At 63.3% G+C, this 17,516-nt stretch carries 17 protein-coding genes and 1 tRNA gene; 9 read left to right on the top strand and 9 right to left on the bottom strand.

The features are described from left to right. Position 1: 1 nt before the first annotated feature. The 6 genes from Q7P63_08675 (at position 2) to Q7P63_08650 (ending at position 6,094) form a co-directional block, all read left to right on the top strand. Complete coding sequence (locus Q7P63_08675) at positions 2-892, top strand: rhodanese-like domain-containing protein (protein MDP0500162.1); 891 nt, start codon at positions 2-4, stop codon at positions 890-892. Between the two features lie 21 nt (positions 893-913). Next, on the top strand, positions 914-2,401 hold the full coding sequence (locus tag Q7P63_08670) for a hypothetical protein (GenBank protein MDP0500161.1): 1,488 nt from the start codon (positions 914-916) through the stop codon (positions 2,399-2,401). A gap of 9 nt (positions 2,402-2,410) precedes the next feature. Then, positions 2,411-3,334 carry a trypsin-like serine protease gene (locus Q7P63_08665; GenBank protein ID MDP0500160.1) on the top strand — a complete coding sequence of 308 codons (924 nt, stop codon included), beginning with the start codon at positions 2,411-2,413 and terminating at the stop codon, positions 3,332-3,334. Beyond that, positions 3,331-4,344, top strand: a complete 1,014-nt coding sequence (locus tag Q7P63_08660) for a TIGR02597 family protein (GenBank protein MDP0500159.1) — start codon at positions 3,331-3,333, stop codon at positions 4,342-4,344. The genes Q7P63_08665 and Q7P63_08660 overlap by 4 nt, the downstream gene beginning before the upstream one ends. Positions 4,345-4,377: 33 nt before the next feature. Further along, positions 4,378-4,977 (top strand): PEP-CTERM sorting domain-containing protein, encoded by a 600-nt coding sequence (locus Q7P63_08655; GenBank protein MDP0500158.1) that lies wholly within the window; start codon positions 4,378-4,380, stop codon positions 4,975-4,977. A 145-nt stretch (positions 4,978-5,122) separates the two neighbouring features. Beyond that, positions 5,123-6,094: a hypothetical protein gene (locus tag Q7P63_08650; protein ID MDP0500157.1), complete on the top strand. Its 972-nt coding sequence runs from the start codon at positions 5,123-5,125 to the stop codon at positions 6,092-6,094. On the opposite strand, the gene Q7P63_08645 is transcribed toward Q7P63_08650, so the two are convergent. From Q7P63_08645 to mce, 7 genes are all read right to left on the bottom strand, one after another. Beyond that, positions 6,091-7,020: a rhodanese-related sulfurtransferase gene (locus Q7P63_08645; protein ID MDP0500156.1), complete on the bottom strand. Its 930-nt coding sequence runs from the start codon at positions 7,018-7,020 to the stop codon at positions 6,091-6,093. The genes Q7P63_08650 and Q7P63_08645 overlap by 4 nt on opposite strands. 31 nt (positions 7,021-7,051) lie before the next feature. Then, positions 7,052-8,398 (bottom strand): sodium ion-translocating decarboxylase subunit beta, encoded by a 1,347-nt coding sequence (locus Q7P63_08640; GenBank protein MDP0500155.1) that lies wholly within the window; start codon positions 8,396-8,398, stop codon positions 7,052-7,054. A 16-nt stretch (positions 8,399-8,414) separates the two neighbouring features. Then, positions 8,415-8,819 (bottom strand): biotin/lipoyl-containing protein, encoded by a 405-nt coding sequence (locus Q7P63_08635; protein MDP0500154.1) that lies wholly within the window; start codon positions 8,817-8,819, stop codon positions 8,415-8,417. Between the two features lie 39 nt (positions 8,820-8,858). Continuing rightward, complete coding sequence (locus tag Q7P63_08630; GenBank protein ID MDP0500153.1) at positions 8,859-9,305, bottom strand: hypothetical protein; 447 nt, start codon at positions 9,303-9,305, stop codon at positions 8,859-8,861. A 10-nt stretch (positions 9,306-9,315) separates the two neighbouring features. Further along, positions 9,316-9,678, bottom strand: coding sequence for an OadG family transporter subunit (locus Q7P63_08625; protein ID MDP0500152.1), 363 nt, complete (start codon positions 9,676-9,678; stop codon positions 9,316-9,318). 99 nt (positions 9,679-9,777) lie between these two features. Beyond that, positions 9,778-11,334: an acyl-CoA carboxylase subunit beta gene (locus tag Q7P63_08620; protein ID MDP0500151.1), complete on the bottom strand. Its 1,557-nt coding sequence runs from the start codon at positions 11,332-11,334 to the stop codon at positions 9,778-9,780. A gap of 50 nt (positions 11,335-11,384) precedes the next feature. Beyond that, positions 11,385-11,789 carry a methylmalonyl-CoA epimerase gene (gene mce, locus Q7P63_08615; GenBank protein MDP0500150.1) on the bottom strand — a complete coding sequence of 135 codons (405 nt, stop codon included), beginning with the start codon at positions 11,787-11,789 and terminating at the stop codon, positions 11,385-11,387. 348 nt (positions 11,790-12,137) lie between these two features. Between mce and Q7P63_08610 the strand changes: the two genes are divergently transcribed. The 3 genes from Q7P63_08610 (at position 12,138) to Q7P63_08600 (ending at position 16,967) form a co-directional block, all read left to right on the top strand. Continuing rightward, positions 12,138-14,282, top strand: coding sequence for a methylmalonyl-CoA mutase family protein (locus Q7P63_08610; GenBank protein ID MDP0500149.1), 2,145 nt, complete (start codon positions 12,138-12,140; stop codon positions 14,280-14,282). A gap of 2 nt (positions 14,283-14,284) precedes the next feature. Then, positions 14,285-16,468 carry a methylmalonyl-CoA mutase gene (scpA, locus tag Q7P63_08605; GenBank protein ID MDP0500148.1) on the top strand — a complete coding sequence of 728 codons (2,184 nt, stop codon included), beginning with the start codon at positions 14,285-14,287 and terminating at the stop codon, positions 16,466-16,468. Positions 16,469-16,655: 187 nt separating this feature from the next. Continuing rightward, a complete protein-coding gene (locus tag Q7P63_08600) occupies positions 16,656-16,967 on the top strand; it encodes a hypothetical protein (GenBank protein ID MDP0500147.1) in 312 nt (103 codons plus the stop codon). 3 nt (positions 16,968-16,970) lie between these two features. On the opposite strand, the gene Q7P63_08595 is transcribed toward Q7P63_08600, so the two are convergent. After that, positions 16,971-17,047 (bottom strand) — tRNA-Arg (locus Q7P63_08595). A 67-nt stretch (positions 17,048-17,114) separates the two neighbouring features. Continuing rightward, on the bottom strand, positions 17,115-17,489 hold the full coding sequence (locus Q7P63_08590) for a hypothetical protein (GenBank protein ID MDP0500146.1): 375 nt from the start codon (positions 17,487-17,489) through the stop codon (positions 17,115-17,117). Positions 17,490-17,516 lie beyond the last annotated feature (27 nt).

The following is a 17,516-nucleotide window of genomic DNA, read 5'->3' as shown; positions in this document are numbered from 1 at the left end:
GATGAAATCCCTGCCTTCTCGCTTCCTGCTGCTCGCAGCACTTGCCACCACCGCCCCGCTGGGGTGGGCCCTTACGGTGGAAGAGCTGGCCGATGCCATCGTGGCCGGTGACGCCCCCGTCGTGATCGACCTGCGCCCGACGACCCTCTATCAGCAGGGCCACATCCCCGGCGCGATCAGCATCCCGCTGCCGTTGCTGGCCCAGCGCCAGTTGCCGCCCTTTGGCGAAGTCGTCGTCTATGCCGACGGCTTTGGTCGCCAGGATGCCGCCGAGGCCGTGCGACTGCTCAGCCAAAAGAAGGGCATCGAGCCCGACCTGCTGGAGGGTGGTTACGCCGCCTGGCAAACGCGCTCCGGCGTCACGACCGAGCCCAAAGGCATGACCCAGGAGAGTCCGCCGACGATCTCCTACCAGGAGCTGCAAGGAGCCTTGGGGGAAGACGTGGTGATCTACGACCTGCGCGCGTCCGCCTCCGCCCGTCCGCTGCGCGCCAGCGCTGTCGCCGGAACGACCTCTGCGCCGGAGCCGGAAAGCCTGTCGCAGCATTTCCCGCAGGCTCAGGTCCGCCGTGGCAACCCATTGCAAGATGTGGCTGGCCGTGCCTCCCGCCCGGCACCGCTGCGTGCTTCCGCCTCGCAGGCGACGACGGCTTCCAATCCGCTGCTCAAGTCTGGTGGATCTGCCGCCAGCCCGCTGATCGTGCTGGTCGACGACGACAACCAATCTGCCGTGGAAACCGCCCGCCAGCTCCGTGCCGCCGGTTATGAACGCGTGGCCGTGCTCGCCGGGGGCGAAACGATCCTGCAATACGACGGCCGTTCGGGTACCGACCGCCGCAGCGGTGGCACCATTACCGACCCGACCGCCGAGCCTCAGCAGCCCGCCGAGTAATTCCGCACCTCAATTGCCGATATGAACCTTTTCAACATGCGCGCGATCCACTGCCTGGCCTTGGCCGGGGTGTCGCTCTGCGCCAGCCTCAGCGCTCAGGTCACCATCAGTCAGGTCGAGGTGGGCAACGTCAGCGCCCGCCAGTTCGACGTGCTCTGGCAGGTGTCCGACATCTCCGCCACGCCCACCTTTGCCGTCTACAGCGATGCGACCGGCACCACGCCGATTACCGATCAGGTGGAGGTGGAGTTTTACCCGGTGAAGGCCGGCGACCCCGAAGTGGGCGGCAACGGCACCTTTGCCGAGCGTCAGGCGCTGCAAGGCGCGGTGGCGGCGCAGGGCCTCGTGTGGGTGCGGGTGGGCGATCTCCAGCCGGGCGTCACCTATTATTTTGCGACCGGCTCGGTCGATGGCTCCGGCACGCCCAATCTCGCCAACGATCCCGGCATCGGCACCGCGACCACCGCCAGTGACGTGGCCTTCGTCAGCGAAGCCCGACAGGTCATGGTCGCGCTCAGCCAGCCCGCCGACGGTGCGATTGTGCGCCTCGACGCCGACGATTCTGCCTACCCGCTCTTCGCGGCGGTGGGCGACGGCGCGGCGGCTTCGGCAGCGTATTTCGACCTCGCCCACGTGCTCAACGCGGCGGGCCTGACCAATTTCGACTTCACCACGCCCATGCCGCTCACGCTGACGGTGCTGGGTGAAGACGCCCCGGCGGGCGCGCAGGCCCTGACGGTCGACTTCGACGGCACCTATACGGTGGCGGCGAGCCAGATGGTGATGTTCCAGGGCGAAACCGGCAGCGTCGTCTCCTTCGTCTTCGATCCGATTGGCGACCAGCGTTCGCGCGTGCCCTTCGTCATCTCGATTGCCGCCGTCGACAGCAATGGCGTGATCGTGCGCGACTTTACCGGTACGGTCGAGCTGACCAGCTCCGCCACGCTGGAGCAGGGTGGGGGCACGACTGCCGCCTTCACCAACGGCGAACTGCTGGTCCACACCGTGGCGCTGGCAGGCGAGGGCGCGCAGACGCTCACGGCCACCCACTCCGGCGGCGCGACGGGCACCAGCGATCTCTTCGACCTGCTGCCTACCTTTACCTACAATGAGTGGGCAACGGACGTCTTCGGCGGCTCGGCGGGCAACCCCGACATCGCCGGCATGCTGCGCGACCCGGATGGCGACGGCCGCTCCAACCTGCTGGAGTTCGCCTACGGGCTCAACCCGCTCATCTCCGATGCCGGGGCCCGCCAGCCGCGCGGCGAAGGAGAAGAAGGCACCGACCAAGTCGCGTTTACCTACTTCCGACTCAAGGATCGGCTGGGTCTGGCTTATCAGGTCGAGCAGGCACCGCGCCCGGATGGCCCGTGGACCTCCGTCCTTGCCGCCGAAAGCACGGAAACCGTGGTCGACGTGGACGCCACTACCGAGCAGGTGACGCTCCGCATGGCCGCCCCGGCCACCGGCGAACGCCTCTTCCTCCGCCTCAAGGTCGTTACTGACTGATTTCGCTTTATGGACGTTTCGCTCAATTTCGGTTCTCCTCAACGCACGGTGCTGGCGGGCGATTCCAACGCCTTCCCGGTCGATTCGCCTACGCAGCGGCTCGACGACTTGGGTGCGGCTTCGCCTTTCAGCTTTGTCGGCTCGCTGCGCATCCAGACGAGTTCGCAGCTCTACTACGCCAGCGCCAGTGCCATCTCGCCCAACTGGGTGCTGACGGCGGCCCACAACGTTGACTACGATGACGACGGTCAGGTCGACGGTGGGCTCTCGATCCAGTTCAACCTGCCGGACTACGGCACCTACACGGCGACCAGCAGCGTGGTGCATCCCGGCTTTACGGGCTTCAACAATCCCTCACTCAACGACGACCTCGCGCTGCTCTACTTCAGCACGCCCTTGCCCGAAGCGCTGCTCTTCCCGACCTTCGGCTCGGTGGGGCTGGGCGACGAGGTGACGATGGTGGGCTTTGGCCGCTCCGGCTACGGCGACCTCGGCTACATGACCGCCGCGACGCTCGACCAGCGCCGCGTGGGCGAAAACGTACTCGATGTGATGCTGGTCGACGACGAGGGCAGTGGGCAAGCCGAGCTGTTCGAATACGACTTTGATGCGCCCGACACGGTGGGTCTGATCGGTGGCAGCCTCGGCAACGACCGTGAGTCGATGATCGGCGTGGGCGACTCCGGCGGGCCTCTGCTCGTGATGGGCGAAAACGGTTACGAAATCGTCGGCGTCAACACCTACCTGCTGAGCGCCGACGGCACCTTCGGCAACTCTGCCGGCGGCGTCCTCACCACGCCCTACCTCGACTGGATTTCCTCCATTACCGGCATCGCCGTCATTCCCGAGCCCAACACGGCGGCGATCCCGCTACTGGTCCTCCTTTGCCTCGGCCTGCGCCGCTGGAAACACCTCAAAAGCTCCTCCCGATGAAATTCCTTCTGTTTTCTCTCTCCTGTCTAGCGCTGGCGGCCTCTGGCCTCCATGCCATCGAAGCCTTCTCCGAGCCCGCTGGCGCCATGCGCGTGACTTTGCGCGGCGGCTCCGACACCCGCCTCGGCCTGCCGTTGGATCGCCAATACCTCTACCAGGGGCGGATTGAAGCGGTCGACGGTAACGTCATTACTTTGGCGGGCACGCCGGGGTGGACGCCGAATCAGTGGCAGCCGCAAGGCGCGGGTGATGAAACCTACGAAGTGCTTGTGACGCTGGGGGTGGAAGATGGCATGGCGTTGCGGATCGTGGCCAACGGCACCAATACCCTGCAAGTGGCGCTGGCTGGAGATTCGCTGGCCGATGTGGCCACCAATGCCGCAAACGGCGCGGGGCAGGGCGATATCATCCGCATCCTGCCCAGCCACACGCCGGCGAGCCTTCTGGGTGCCGCTCCGCTGCCCGATCAAACGATCCTCTACCTCTATGACCGGACCGATCCGGCGATGAACAAGGCGCCCGCAGCCGTCCTGACTTATTCGCAGGCCTACGGCTGGTATGACGCCAATTTCGCCGTTGCCGATCACCTCCCCATCGAGCGGGGCACATCTTTTATCGTGCGCCTGCCAAAGGGCACTCCGGATGTCGACGTGATCCTCGATGGCCAGGTGCCGCTGACGAGCGACCGCAAGGTGATTCCCGCTCGCGCGGCCAGGCTCGATTACCCGTTTTCGATCTCCGACCCGATCGGGGTCAACATCGGTGCCTCCGGTCTGGGCCTGGTCGATCAGACAATGCTGTACGCCTACGACCAGTCCAGCGCCGGTTACAACCAGTCGCCGAGCGCAGTACTGACTTACTATGAGGGCTATGGCTGGTACGATCAGGGGTTTAATATCGTGGACAATACGTTTATACTCGCACCGGGTGCCGGTTATGTATTACGTATGCCCTCGGTCTCCAGCCCGACAAATTTTGTCGTCTCTCGCCTTCCGGATTACGTGGAATAATAGGTTTTATACCTTAGCTCTATCTCTATCTCAATGCATTTGATCAAAGCACTTTCTCTCACCTGTGTGCTCGCCTCGGCCTCTGCGCTGCAAGCCGATATGACGATCACCTTCAATCTCGCCGGCTTCGGCAATACGGAGGGCATCCCCACCAATGGGATGAACTTCGCCATCGTGGCCGATACCGGCGGTGACGGGTTTGCGCTGGGTGAATACCTCGCGTTCGACATTACGGCCAATAGCCAGTTTCTGCCCACAGGGGGCGGCCTGAGCGACGATCTTTTCCTGTTTGGCATCAACGGCCTGACCTCCACGGTCTTCGCTCCGCCGCTGTCTTCCAATGGCGCGATCGGTTCCATTGTCAACGTGCCTTACGACAGCTTGACGCTTAGCCCCGGCATGGAGTTCGGCCTCATCTGGTTCGATAGCAACGCAGCCAATGAGGGGGATTACTACGGCTTTGTGCGCGGTATCGACTGGGTCCTTGGATCCGATGGCGATGCTATCTCCGGTCTTGAATCCGTTGTGCCAGGTGCCGCAGGTTATATGATCATCCCGGAGCCGGGTACCTATGCCTTGGCTTTTGGTGCGGGCGCCCTTCTTTGGGCCAGCTTCCGCCGCCGTCGCGCCTAGAATTTTTTCGAACGAAAGTTCGTTACATTCATGCTGAAGAGCCCACCGTGTGTGGGCTTTTCTGCGTTTAAGCGTAAACGTAAGCTAGATTAGATTAAGGTTGACCCTGTGCCCTGCTTGCCAAAGATGCCGCTGAGGCATTCCGGTGAAGTTGATCGATTCCAAAACCTGCGCATCACGACTGGTCGTGCGCGACTTGGCGGCACAGGTAAAGGCCGGGGAGTTGAGCTGCACCACCTTGTTGCGGTCGTACCGTCGGCGCCGGCTGGACTGGACGAGCCTCGATCAACTGCGTGTCGATCCAGGCAGCATTTTGCTCAAATCGCTTCATTCCATCCTGCAGGTAGGCGTCTACTTTACCTGCGGCGGCAAGGTTGCCGTTTTCTACCGTGCTCCGCGCCAGCCCGATGGCAGCCCGCGCGTTACCGGCGGGTTTTCGGTCCTCAAGTCGTGGTCGCCGAAGTCCTTGCACCCGGAGGCGATGGCCACGGCGATGGCGCGGCGGGTCTATCTGCCGCCCGGCCCTGCGCTGAAGTGGCATGAGCGTGGGCTTGCCTCGGTCGACCTGGTAGATCGGCAGAGCGCGTTGGCCCCGCACTATCTTTTTCTGCTCTACGAGATCCCGCTGCCCGAGCCGCATTGCCTGGATGCAAACCCGATCGGGCTCCAGCCGAGCAAGCAGCCAGACCTCTTTGTCGGTTGGTTCGACCCGGCAGAATATCGTGGCGGCGGGTTCGATCGCGAGTTCTTCGACCCGCTGGAGCGGATCAGGGTGCCGGTCGCCTTGGCGGGTGGAGTGGGGCGCCTGCTCCTGACCGCTCTCCGCAATCAGGACGGGCAGGAGCTGGAGGAGACCAGTCGTGGCCTCACCCGTTACAACCCCAAGTGCCGCCTGCGGATGGATGCGGATTCCGCGGACTTTCTCCCGGGCGAGGTCGAGCTGGATGGGCACATGACCGAGCTACTGAACCAAGTCGACTCGTTCCGGCCTCAGGAAGATGCTGCCCGGCTCACCTTGGCAGACGTCCTGATGCTGGAGCCGAATTTCAATGGCGTAGGCATCAAGGGGCCTGCCTTCATTCGCTGGCTGCGTCAGCGCTTCGCGGCCGCGAGTTAAGCTTCCGGCAGCGGCAGCTTCGCCCCCAGGTGATCGTAGCCGCGCTGCTTGGCCAGTTGCATCTGGCGGTGGCGCTCGCGTCGGCTGGCGCGCCTTTCTTCGCTCAGGCCCTCGTAGCAGTAGGGGCAGGAGACGCCTTCCTCGTAGTAGGCGCTGCGCTGGTCTCCGGCGTCGATCGGGTGGCGACAGCCGCCGCAGAGCGCATACGTGCCCGGCTCCAGCTCGTGGTTGACGGTCACGCGCTCGTCGAAGACGAAGCATTCGCCCTCCCACGTACTGTTTTGGGCGGGCACTTCTTCCAGATACTTCAGGATGCCGCCCTGCAGGTGGTAGACCTCTTCAAAGCCCTGTTGCTTGAGGTAGGCGGTCGCCTTTTCGCAACGGATGCCCCCAGTGCAAAACATCGCGACCTTGCGATGCTGGGCCGGGTCGAGGTTCTCGCGCACCCACTCCGGGAAGTCGCGAAACGACTCGGTATTGGGGTTGATCGCGCGCTGGAAGGTCCCCAGCTCCACCTCATAATCGTTGCGCGTATCGACTACCACCACCTCCGGGTCGGTAATCAGGCGATTCCACTCCTGGGGAGCGACGTAGGTGCCCACGATCTGGTTCGGGTCGATGCCCGGCTGGCCCATCGTCACGATCTCCTTTTTCAGGCGCACCTTCCAGCGGCGGAAGGGCATCTCGGCCGTCTCCGCATACTTGCGCTCGATCGGGCCAAGCCCCACCTCGTGCTCCAGGTAATCCAGGAATGTGCGGACGCCTTCGGGCGGGCCCGCGAGCGTGCTGTTGACCCCTTCATGCGCGACCAGCACCGTGCCACGCAGGCCCAGTTGCTCGCCTCGCTCGAAGATGCGGGGCTGCCAGTCGCGGAACTGCGGGAACGATACGAATTTATAAAAAGCGGCAATGAGCATCGAGCCCATTGCCGCAGTAGAAAACAAACTGTCGCCGGAATCAACCCCCGAGCACCGAGATGAAGTAACCGGCTGCCAGCGCACTGCCGATCACGCCGGCCACATTGGGGCCCATGGCGTGGTAGAGCAGGTAGTTGGACGAGTCGGCCTTCTGGCCCTCCACGTGGCTCACGCGGGCGGCCATCGGCACCGCGCTGACGCCGGCACTGCCGATCAGCGGGTTGATCTTCGTCTTGCTGAAGACGTTCATCAGCTTGGCCATCAACACCCCACCGGCGGTTGCGACCACGAAAGCCACGATGCCGAGTGCCAGGATGCCGAGCGTGCGCGGGTCGAGGAACTTGTGGCTCTCCATCTTCAGGCCCACGCTCACCCCGAGGAAGATCGTCACGATGTTGATGATCTCGTTCTGGGCGGCCTTCGAGAGGCGGTCGGTAACGCCGCACTCACGCAGGATGTTGCCGATGAAGAGCATGCCGATCAACGGGGCCGCGCTGGGCACCACGATGCAGCAGAAGCCCATCACCGCTACGGCGAACACCAGCTTCTCCAGCTTGCTCACGTTGCGCAGCTTCGTCATGCGGATCTTGCGCTCCGCCTTGGTCGTGAAGAGGCGCATGATGGGCGGCTGGATCACCGGGACGAGCGCCATGTAGGAGTAGGCGGCCACGGCAATCGCCCCCAGCAAATCGGGCGCAAGGATGGACGAGGTGTAGATCGAGGTCGGGCCGTCCGCACCACCGATGATACCGATGGAGGCGGCTTCCTTGAGCGTAAACCACGGGGTGGCGGCCGCACCGAGGAAGGTGGCGAAGATCCCGATCTGGGCGGCGCCGCCGAGCAACAGCGTGCGCGGGTTGGCAATCAGCGGCCCGAAGTCGGTCAAGGCACCCACGCCGAGGAAGATGATCGGCGGGAAGAGGCCGAGTACGACGCCCTGGTTGATGTAATAGAGGAGTCCACCCGGGGTGACATTCTCCACCTCCTGATACACCCGGTCACCTTCGACTACCTGGCTGCGAATGCCGTAATCGTGGTTGGGGGTGAGGTGGTGGGCTTTGGCGTCCGATTGGGCTTCCTCGCTCGGAAATCTCAGCTCTTGAGGCACGTTGGGCCGCTGGTCGATCGTGTAGGTCGGTATCCCCGGCTGCACCGCACTCACCTCGATCCATTGGACGGTGGTGGTGGGCGGGGCGAGGATAATCTCCGAGATCGGCAGGTTGGCCAGCATGGCGCCCAGCGAGATGGGCACCAGCAGCAACGGTTCGAACTGTTTGGCGATGGCAAGGTAGAGGAGGAGGGCGACAACCGCCCACATCAGCACCATGCCCCATTCCAGGCCGTGAAACCCGGTGGAGTGCCAGAAATCGATGAGGAGCTCCTGCATGATACAGTCCCTCCGGTTAAGCGATCGTCAGCAGCGGCTGGCCTTCTTCGACGGCATCTCCGGGAGAAACGTGCACCGCTTGGACGGTTCCGGCGTGCGGGGCCGAAACTTCCGTGTTCATCTTCATGGCCTCGAGGATCATGATCGTCTGGCCGGCCTGCACTTGCGTGCCGGGCTTGGCTTCGATGCTCACGACCTTGCCGGCCAGCGGGCTCGGCACGTCGCCAGCGGCGGCGGCGGGGGCCGCTGCCTGGGGGGCAGGGGCTGCTACCGGAGCGGCGGTCGGGGCCGGGGCGACCGGTGCGCTGGGGGCAGCCGGGGCGGCGGGGCTGGCGACGGCACTGCTGCCACCTTCTTCGATCACTTCGGCCTCGACCTCGAAGACCTTGTTGTTCAGCGAAATGCGGAACTTGCGTTTCATGATGTCAAAATGGGTAGGGATGTGAAAGGATGCGGGATTCTAACGTAGACGGTGCGAAGCGTGGATCTGGCGGCGGCCTTCGCGACTCCAGGCGGATTCGACGGGGCGGACGGACACGATCCGGTGCCGTTGGTTGTCCATCATCATGCTGACGATGGCCATGAGGGCGGCGGCTTCTTCCTCGGTGCCCAGGTCGTCTCCGCCAGCGGAGGCGGAAGCGGGTGCCGGGGCGGCGCCGGGCGTGGAAAAGGCCGGTGCATGCACGTGGAGCTGACGGCCCTCGAATTCGGGCAAGGGCTCGTGAGCCCAGACCTTTTGCAACACCCATTGCTCCAGCAGCGTCTCAAGGGCGCTGCGGCATTGCTCCAGGGTGCCGGTGCGGGCCCAGACCCCGGGGCAGCCAGGGATGCTCCCGCGGATGGAACCGTCCGCTTCCAGTTGATACTGCGCTTGGTGCAGCGCAGCCAGGAGGTAGGACTTCAGCATGGCGGTTCAGTTAACGTATGCGGTGCGAGGCGTGATGCTGGCGACGCCCTTCACGGCTCCAGTCCGTGCCGCTCTTGCGGATCGACACGATCCGGTGGGCGCGGTCGTCCATCAGCATGGCCACGACGGCCGAGATTACGGCCAACTCTTCGGAGTCATCTGCGGCAGCGGCGGCTGCCTTGGGTTGGGGGGCGGGTGCCGGCGCGGCTTTGGCGGCCTTGGCGGCGACCGGGGCCGGCTTGGGGATCACGAGCCCGACAACGGCAGTCATGGCCCAGAGGGCGGCTAACACCACCAGGACGATGGCGAAGCCGACCAGGTGCGGCAGGGAATCCGAAAGGGTGGCAACGGCTAAGACGGGAAGGAAATGCATGGGCGGGGCCAGCTTTGGGCCAGTTGGATCAATTGGCGAGTTTTTCCGGTAAAATCCGGGGTCGGAAGGCTTTCGACCCCGGCGCAAAGAGGGGGGGGATCAGAGGGGGATGTTGCCGTGCTTCTTCGGCGGGCGGGTCTCGCGCTTGTTCAGCAGGGTGCGCAGGCCGAGGGAGACGGCGCCGCGGGTCTGCGACGGCTTGATCACGTCGGTAATCAGCGCGTTGGCGGCCGCCTGGTAGGGGCTGGCAAACTGGTCGCGGTATTGCTCGACGAGCTCTTGCAGGCGGGCGTCGGCATTTTCGGCTTCCTTCAGCTCCTTGCCAAAGATCACCTTCACGGCACCGTCGGCGCCCATCACGGCGATTTCAGCCGTCGGCCAGGCGAAGACGAGGTCGGCGCCCAGGTCGCTCGAGCACATGGCCAGGTAGGCGCCACCGTAGGCCTTGCGCATGATGACGGTGATTTTTGGGACGGTCGAGGCGGCGTAGGCAAAGAGCATCTTGGCGCCGTGGCGGATGATACCGCCGCGCTCTTCCTTCAGGCCGGGGAAGAACCCGGGCACGTCGACCAGCGTCACGATCGGGATCTGGTAGATGTTGCACACGCGGACGAAGCGTGCGCCCTTGTCGGAAGCGTCGATGTCGAGGCAGCCGGCCTTCACCTTGGGCTGATTGGCCACGATGCCCACCACGCAACCGTCGACGCGGGCGAAGCCGGTCACCAGGTTGGGCGCAAACGTCGGCATGATCTCGAAGAACGTGCCTTCGTCGCACATCTTGTTGATCACGACGTGGACGTCGAAGGGGGCCTTCGGGTTTTCGGGCACGAGGTCGTTCAGCTCCTGCACCTCGTCCATGCTCACGTTTTCGGTGAGCTGGTGGGGCGGGTCGTCGAGGTTGTTCGACGGCAGGTAGCTCATCAACTGCTGGGCCAGCTCGACGGCGTGGGCGTCGCTCTTGGCTGTCATGTGCACGTTGCCGGAGACGGCGGCGTGGGCCTGGGCGGTGGCGAACTGCTCCAGCTTGGCGTTTTCACCCGTGGCGCTCTTGATCACCTGCGGGCCGCAGATAAACATATTGGTGGCTTCGTTTTCCACCATGATGAGGAAGTCCGTCAGCGCGGGGGAGTAGGCGGCGCCGCCAGCGCAGGGGCCGGCGATGATCGCCACCTGGGGCACGAGGCCCGAGGCCGCCACGTTGCGGAAAAAGATCTGGCCGTAGCCGGAGAGCGAATCGACGCCTTCCTGGATCCGTGCGCCGCCGGAGTCGTTGATCCCGACGATCGGCATCCCGGCCTTCATCGCGAAGTCCATCAGGTCGCAGACCTTCTTGGCGTGGATGCGGCCCAGCGCACCGCCGCCGACCGTAAAGTCGTGGGCGAAGGCGGCTACTGGGCGGCCCTTGACGTAGCCCGTGCCCGTCACGACGCCGTCGGACGGCATCTTCTTGTCCGCCATGCCGAAACCGACGCAGGCGTGTTGGGCGTGCATGCCGAATTCCTGGAACGTGTCCGGGTCGAACAGGGCGGCGAGACGCTCCCGGGCGGTCAGTTGACCGGCCGCGTGGCGCTTCTCGATCTTGTCCTGCCCCCCGCCCAGCTCGGCTTCCTTGCGCCGGGCCTCCAGGGCTTCCATCAGTTTGGGGTCGATGGGCATTGTGTGCTCAGATTAGAAAAGTTAATGTAAGGTGGATGAGGTGCCCCGTTTTAGCTCTTGGGCATGCACAGCTCGGTCAATACGCCGTGTGTGCTCTTCGGGTGGAGGAAAGCCACCAGCTTGTTGGCGGCCCCTTCGAACGGAACTTCGTGGATCAGGCGCGCGCCGGAGCTCTTGGCGTGGGCGAGCTGGCCGGTGATGTCGTCGGTGCCAAAGGCGATGTGGTGGATGCCTTCGCCACGGCTTTCGAGGAACTTCGCGATGGGGCTCTCCGGGTCGGTCGGCTCCAGCAGCTCGATGTGCACTTCCCCTACGTGGAAGAAGGCCGTGCGCACCTTTTGCGAGGCCACTTCTTCCTTGCCTTCACAATGAAGGCCAAGGGTTTGCTCATAGTAGGCTACGACCTCGTCGAGGTTTTTCACCGCAATTCCAATGTGGTCGATCTGGGTAATCATGGCACTCGTGGATTAAAGAGAAGTTATCCGGTAGATCAGATGGCATGATCGGTAGAAGATTCGAACCCGACTTGCAAGTCTTTATATAAACAAAATTAATGACGCGATGTTCGTGGATAAGAAATCAAAATCGTGAATCGCCCGAGGCCTTAAATGACAGAAGGCTGTCAATTAGCCGAATGAGCCTCCGTGAAATGGCAAAGTGCTGCCAAGAATGGCTAATAGATCAGGCAATGAGTCATAAGAAATGCTTAAGAAAAAAGCTTGGCAGCATCAGTCGATCTTGCATAGTGGTGGCTCATGCGCTGATGGCGCACACCTCCTCGCCCACTTAATTCTGTTACCGCGATGGCAACTGACGTAGAGCACAACCAGCCTGAGAACTCACGCCTGCTGGAGGAATTTCCCTCCCACACCTACGACCAATGGAAGCAGGCGGCCGAAGATCTCCTGAAAGGCGCCCCGTTCGACAAGGTGATGGTCACGCCCACCTACGAGGGCTTCGACCTCCAGCCCCTCTATACGCTTGAGCACGCGCAAAAGCTCGTGCAATGGGGCGACGACCTGCCCGGCCAGGGCTCCAAAGTGCGTGGCGCTTCCAAAGGCGGCTACCGCGAACGCCCCTGGTGGATCTCGCAAGAGCTGGGCCTGAGCACGCCGAAGGAGTTTAACACCGTGGCCCGCCACGAGCTGGAAAACGGCCAGAGCGAGCTCAATATCTGGCTCGACAAGCCCGGCCGCGAAGGGGTCGACCCCGACCACGCCTGCGCCCAGAGCGTCGGCTTCTGCGGGACGTCGATCACCGGCGTGAGCGATCTGGCGCAGATGTTCAATGGCATCTACCTGAACTACATTTCCGTCTACTGGCGCGCGGGCCTGAGCCCCGTCGCCCTCAGCGGCCTCTATTTCGCCTATGCCGAGCGGGCAGGGGTCGACTTCAAGGAGCTGCAAGGCTGCATCGAGGCCGACCCGATCGCATTCCTCGTCGAAAATGGCCGCCTGCCCTTCGAGCTGGGCCACGCCTACGACGAGATGGCAGCGCTGACGGCCTACGCGGCCGACAACGCGCCCAAGCTGCAGACGATCGGCGTGCAGACCCACGTCTATCATAATGCAGGCGGTGCCTCGCACCAGGAGATGGCCTTCGCGCTCGCGACCGGCGTCGAATACCTCCGCGCGATGCAGGCCCGCGGCCTCAAGCCCGAAAAGGTGGCCCCCCGCATGCGCTTCAGCCTCTCGATCGGGCCCAACTACTTCCTCGAAATCGCCAAGTTCCGCGCCTTACGGATGCTCTGGAACAAGGTGCTCGAAAGCTTCGAAGTGCCCGAGGAAGCCCGCAAGATCTACATCCACGCCCGCACCGGCCTCTGGAACAAGACCACGATCGACCCGTATGTGAACCTGCTCCGCACCTGCACCGAAGGCTTCAGCGCCGTGGTCGCAGGCGTGGACGGCCTCGCCGTGGGGACCTTCGACGAGGTGATCCGCGAGCCCGACAACTTCTCGCGCCGCATCGCCCGCAACCTCCACCACATCCTCGGTGAAGAGTGCGACCTCACGAAAGTCATCGACCCGGCGGGCGGCTCCTGGGCGGTGGAAAGCCTCACCCAGCAGATGGCCGGGCAAGCCTGGCAGCTCTTCCAGGAAGTCGAAACCGCCGGTGGCATGGTCCAGGCCCTGCGCGACGGTTTTGCCCAGGTCAAGACGCAGGAAGTGCTGGCCCAAAAGCTCAAGAAGATCCACCAGCGCCGCGACACCATCGTCGGCACCAACAACTACCCGAATCCGCTGGAAAAGGCCCTCGAGCCCCGCGAGATCGACTACGCCGCCATCGCCAAGGAACGCTGCGCCGTGGCCACGAAGGCACGCGAGCAAGCGGTGAAGGGTGGGGTGCACAGCGCGCTGCAATGCCTCAGCCTCGCCGATCCCGTCGCCGACCCGGGCGTGATCGTCGCCGCGATCAACGCCGCCAAGGCCGGTATGACGCTCGGCCAGATCAACGAAGCCCTGCGCCAGAACAAGACCGGCAGCGAACAAGTCGAGCGCATCAAGATGCAGCGCGGCTCGCAGACCTATGAAGACCTCCGCTCGTCGGTGCTCGCCCTTGGCGACAAGGCCACGATCCTGCAGGTCAACTACGGCCCCAGTCGCCGCTACCGTGCCCGGGCCGACTGGACGAGCGCCTTCTATCGCGTCGGCGGGTTCAACGTCCTCAGCGACGTCGACTTCAACAGCATCGACGAAGCCGTGGCCGCGATCAAGGAAACCAACGCCCGCATCGCCGTGGTTACGTCCGACGACGAGACCTACGGCAAAGTGGCCGTCGACCTCGCCAAAGCCCTCAAGGCCGCCAACCCGGATCTCTACCTGATCCTCGCCGGCGCTCCGGGAGACAGTGAAGCCGCCTGGCGCGAAGCCGGGATCGACAACTTCGTCAACGTCCGCGTGAGCAACTACGACATGAACCAAGCTCTGCTGCAACGCCTCAAGTAGTCATGATTTCCCCTGATTTTAAGTCGATCGACTGGAAACCCGCCGCCACGGCCAAGCCCACCTACACGGAATGGAAGGCCGATCTGGAAAAGCGCACCGGCCAAAATGCCGAAGAGCTGGTCTGGAACACGATGGAGCAGATCCCCGTGGAGCCGCTCTACACGGGTAATGCCTACGAAGGCATGGAGCACCTCGGCTATCAGGCCGGGATTGCGCCCTTCCTGCGCGGCCCCTATGCCACGATGTATGTGTTCCGCCCCTGGACGGTGCGCCAATACGCTGGCTTCTCGACCGCCGAAGAGTCCAACGCGTTTTACCGCCGTAACCTGGCGGCCGGTCAAAAAGGCCTCTCGGTGGCCTTCGACCTCGCCACCCACCGTGGTTACGACAGCGATCACAAGCGCGTGGTCGGCGACGTCGGCAAGGCCGGGGTGGCGATCGACTCGATCCTCGACATGCAGATCCTGTTCGACCGGATCCCGCTGGACAAGGTGTCGGTCTCGATGACCATGAACGGTGCGGTGCTGCCCGTAATGGCCTTCTACATTGTCGCCGCCCTCGAGCAAGGCGCCAAGCTGGAAGACCTCAGCGGCACGATCCAGAACGACATCCTGAAGGAATACATGGTGCGGAACACCTACATTTATCCGCCCGAGCCTTCGATGCGCATCATCGCCGACATCTTCGAGTTCACCTCGCAAAAGATGCCGAAGTTCAACTCGATCTCGATTTCCGGCTACCACATGCAGGAAGCGGGTGCCACGGCCGACCTCGAGATGGCCTACACCCTCGCCGACGGTCTCGAATACATCCGCACCGGGATCAAGGCCGGCATCAATGTCGACGCCTTTGCGCCGCGCCTCTCGTTCTTCTGGGCCCAAGGCAAGAACTACTTCATGGAAGTGGCCAAGATGCGGGCCGCCCGCCTCCTCTGGTCCAAGATCGTGAACCAGTTCGACCCGAAAAACCCGAAGTCGCTTGCCCTGCGCACGCACTCGCAGACCTCCGGCTGGAGCCTCACCGAGCAAGACCCCTTCAACAACGTATCGCGCACCTGCATCGAGGCCATGGCCGCCGCGCTGGGCCACACCCAGTCGCTGCACACCAACGCGCTCGACGAAGCCATCGCGCTGCCGACGGAGTTCTCCGCCCGGATCGCCCGCAATACCCAGCTCTTCCTCCAGGACGAAACGGGCATCTGCAAGATCATCGACCCGTGGGGCGGCAGCTACTACGTCGAAGCCCTTACCCACGCCCTCAAGAACAAGGCTTGGGCCCACATCCAGGAAGTGGAATCGCTCGGCGGTATGGCCAAGGCCATCGAGAGCGGCATGCCCAAGATGCGCATCGAAGAAGCTGCCGCGCGCCGCCAGGCCCGTATTGACAGCCAGCTCGAAACCATCACCGGCGTGAACAAGTTCCGCCTGGAGAAGGAAGACGCGCTCGACGTGCTCGACATCGACAACACGGCCGTGCGCATCGCCCAGATCCAACGCCTCGAAAAGCTCCGCGCCGAGCGCGACGAGTCGAAGGTCCGTGCCTGCCTCGAAGCCCTGACCAAGGCCGCCAATGGCGAAGTGAAGGCCAACCTGCTCGCCCTCGCCATCGAGGCGACCCAGGCCCGCGCCAGCCTTGGTGAAATTTCCGAAGCCCTCGAAAAGGTCTACGGTCGTCACCAGGCAGTCATCCGCTCCATCAGCGGCGTCTACAGCAGCGAATACGGCAACAGCAGCGCCATCGAAAAGATGCGCGCCCGCACCGACGCCTTTGCCGACAAGGAAGGCCGCCGCCCGCGCATCATGATCGCCAAGATGGGCCAGGACGGTCACGACCGCGGCGCCAAGGTCGTTGCCACGGCCTACGCCGACATGGGCTTCGACGTCGACATCGGGCCCTTGTTCCAGACCCCCGAGGAATCGGCCGCCCAAGCTGTCGAAAACGACGTGCACGTGGTCGCCATGAGCTCGCTGGCCGCAGGTCACAAGACTCTGCTGCCGCAGTTGGTCGGTGAACTGGCCAAGCTCGGCCGCGACGACATCATCGTGGTCGCCGGCGGCGTCATCCCCGCGCAGGACTACGAATACCTCTACGAGCACGGCGCCGCCGCGATCTTCGGGCCTGGCTCCGTCATCACGGACTCGGCCAACAAGGTCATGGACCTGCTCGAACAGCAATACGCCGAATAAGGCTTTCGCCCAAACTGATCCGAATAATAGCGACTCAACGCCGCCTTCTCCCCGCGAGAGGCGGCGTTCTGTTTTTGACGTTCTGGATCAGGCACGGGCCGAGAATGAGGGGGTGCACTGGCCCCCTAGAGGGTGCTTTCGGCGAAAAGCGCGTGTGCATCTAGCTGGGGGCTGTATCCGTTGCAGAATGGCTCTGGGACTGCTGCGCTCCGCGCAGATCTGGTTTCCCGTAGATGTGATAAAGCGTCCGCACTGTGTGGAACAACCCGCGTCTCCAGCGAAAATGGCTCCTGCCTGCGCCCCTGTTCCAGTGTTCGATGCGGAAGAAATCAACCAGATCGGTGCGGAGCACCGCAGTCCCAGAGCGCGGATAATATTCGCGTGCGTCGGCATTCTTCTACGCATCCATTGGATGCCAGACCTGATTGGTGGCGGAGGTTTCACCAGCCCGCTCCTCAAACACCAAAAAACCGTCTTCGTGATGAAGACGGTTTTTTGAAAATGGCACGGGGCAAGGGAGTCGAACCCCTAACCTCCTGATCCGTAGTCAGGTGCTCTATCCAATTGAGCTAGCCCCGCAGGTCAGTTGTGTTGTTAACTGAAAGACCAGAGTAGATCGGTTTTCGGGATCCTGCGCAAGTCTTTTTTAAAGAAAATCCACATAGGGGTGGAGATACACCGCCGTGACCGCCGTCGCCCCGAGCAGCCAGGTAAGCCACCACCACAGGCCGGCCAGCTTGGGCTGGCGATTGATCAGCGCCACCATACCGCCGAGGCAGAGCCACACCGTGATCTTTACCCAGATCCAGGGCTGCGAGATGCTGTAGCCCATGCGGGCCATCAGGCCGAAGCCGCCCACAAGAATCAGGATGAGAGAGATGCCGCTGGTAATGGCGGCAAACTTCTTGAGGCCGGGCTTGTCGCTGCCAGCCATGGCGCGCCCGAGGAGCCCGCCATAGGAGATGAAGAGCAGCAAGATGCCGCTGAGGTGGAGAATGTGATAGATGACCGAGCGATCCATGCCACCATCCAATGCGGTTTGGGCCGC

This window comes from Verrucomicrobiota bacterium JB022, assembly GCA_030673845.1.
Lineage (GTDB): Bacteria > Verrucomicrobiota > Verrucomicrobiia > Opitutales > Oceanipulchritudinaceae > WOUP01.
The sequence above is the reverse complement of the archived record's forward strand: the minus strand, read 5'-3'. Positions and strand labels throughout refer to the sequence as shown.

Bases quoted from the DNA above. Each gene is read 5' to 3' on its own strand.
- Q7P63_08600 (MDP0500147.1), top strand. From the start codon at position 16,656: ATGGCTCTGGGACTGCTGCGCTCCGCGCAGATCTGGTTTCCCGTAGAT.
- Q7P63_08645 (MDP0500156.1), bottom strand. From the start codon at position 7,020: ATGGGCTCGATGCTCATTGCCGCTTTTTATAAATTCGTATCGTTCCCG.
- Q7P63_08630 (MDP0500153.1), bottom strand. From the start codon at position 9,305: ATGCTGAAGTCCTACCTCCTGGCTGCGCTGCACCAAGCGCAGTATCAA.
- Q7P63_08655 (MDP0500158.1), top strand. From the start codon at position 4,378: ATGCATTTGATCAAAGCACTTTCTCTCACCTGTGTGCTCGCCTCGGCC.
- Q7P63_08620 (MDP0500151.1), bottom strand. From the start codon at position 11,334: ATGCCCATCGACCCCAAACTGATGGAAGCCCTGGAGGCCCGGCGCAAG.
- Q7P63_08635 (MDP0500154.1), bottom strand. From the start codon at position 8,819: ATGAAACGCAAGTTCCGCATTTCGCTGAACAACAAGGTCTTCGAGGTC.
- Q7P63_08660 (MDP0500159.1), top strand. From the start codon at position 3,331: ATGAAATTCCTTCTGTTTTCTCTCTCCTGTCTAGCGCTGGCGGCCTCT.
- scpA (MDP0500148.1), top strand. From the start codon at position 14,285: ATGATTTCCCCTGATTTTAAGTCGATCGACTGGAAACCCGCCGCCACG.
- Q7P63_08590 (MDP0500146.1), bottom strand. From the start codon at position 17,489: ATGGATCGCTCGGTCATCTATCACATTCTCCACCTCAGCGGCATCTTG.
- Q7P63_08625 (MDP0500152.1), bottom strand. From the start codon at position 9,678: ATGCATTTCCTTCCCGTCTTAGCCGTTGCCACCCTTTCGGATTCCCTG.
- Q7P63_08640 (MDP0500155.1), bottom strand. From the start codon at position 8,398: ATGCAGGAGCTCCTCATCGATTTCTGGCACTCCACCGGGTTTCACGGC.
- Q7P63_08665 (MDP0500160.1), top strand. From the start codon at position 2,411: ATGGACGTTTCGCTCAATTTCGGTTCTCCTCAACGCACGGTGCTGGCG.
- Q7P63_08610 (MDP0500149.1), top strand. From the start codon at position 12,138: ATGGCAACTGACGTAGAGCACAACCAGCCTGAGAACTCACGCCTGCTG.
- Q7P63_08675 (MDP0500162.1), top strand. From the start codon at position 2: ATGAAATCCCTGCCTTCTCGCTTCCTGCTGCTCGCAGCACTTGCCACC.
- mce (MDP0500150.1), bottom strand. From the start codon at position 11,789: ATGATTACCCAGATCGACCACATTGGAATTGCGGTGAAAAACCTCGAC.
- Q7P63_08670 (MDP0500161.1), top strand. From the start codon at position 914: ATGAACCTTTTCAACATGCGCGCGATCCACTGCCTGGCCTTGGCCGGG.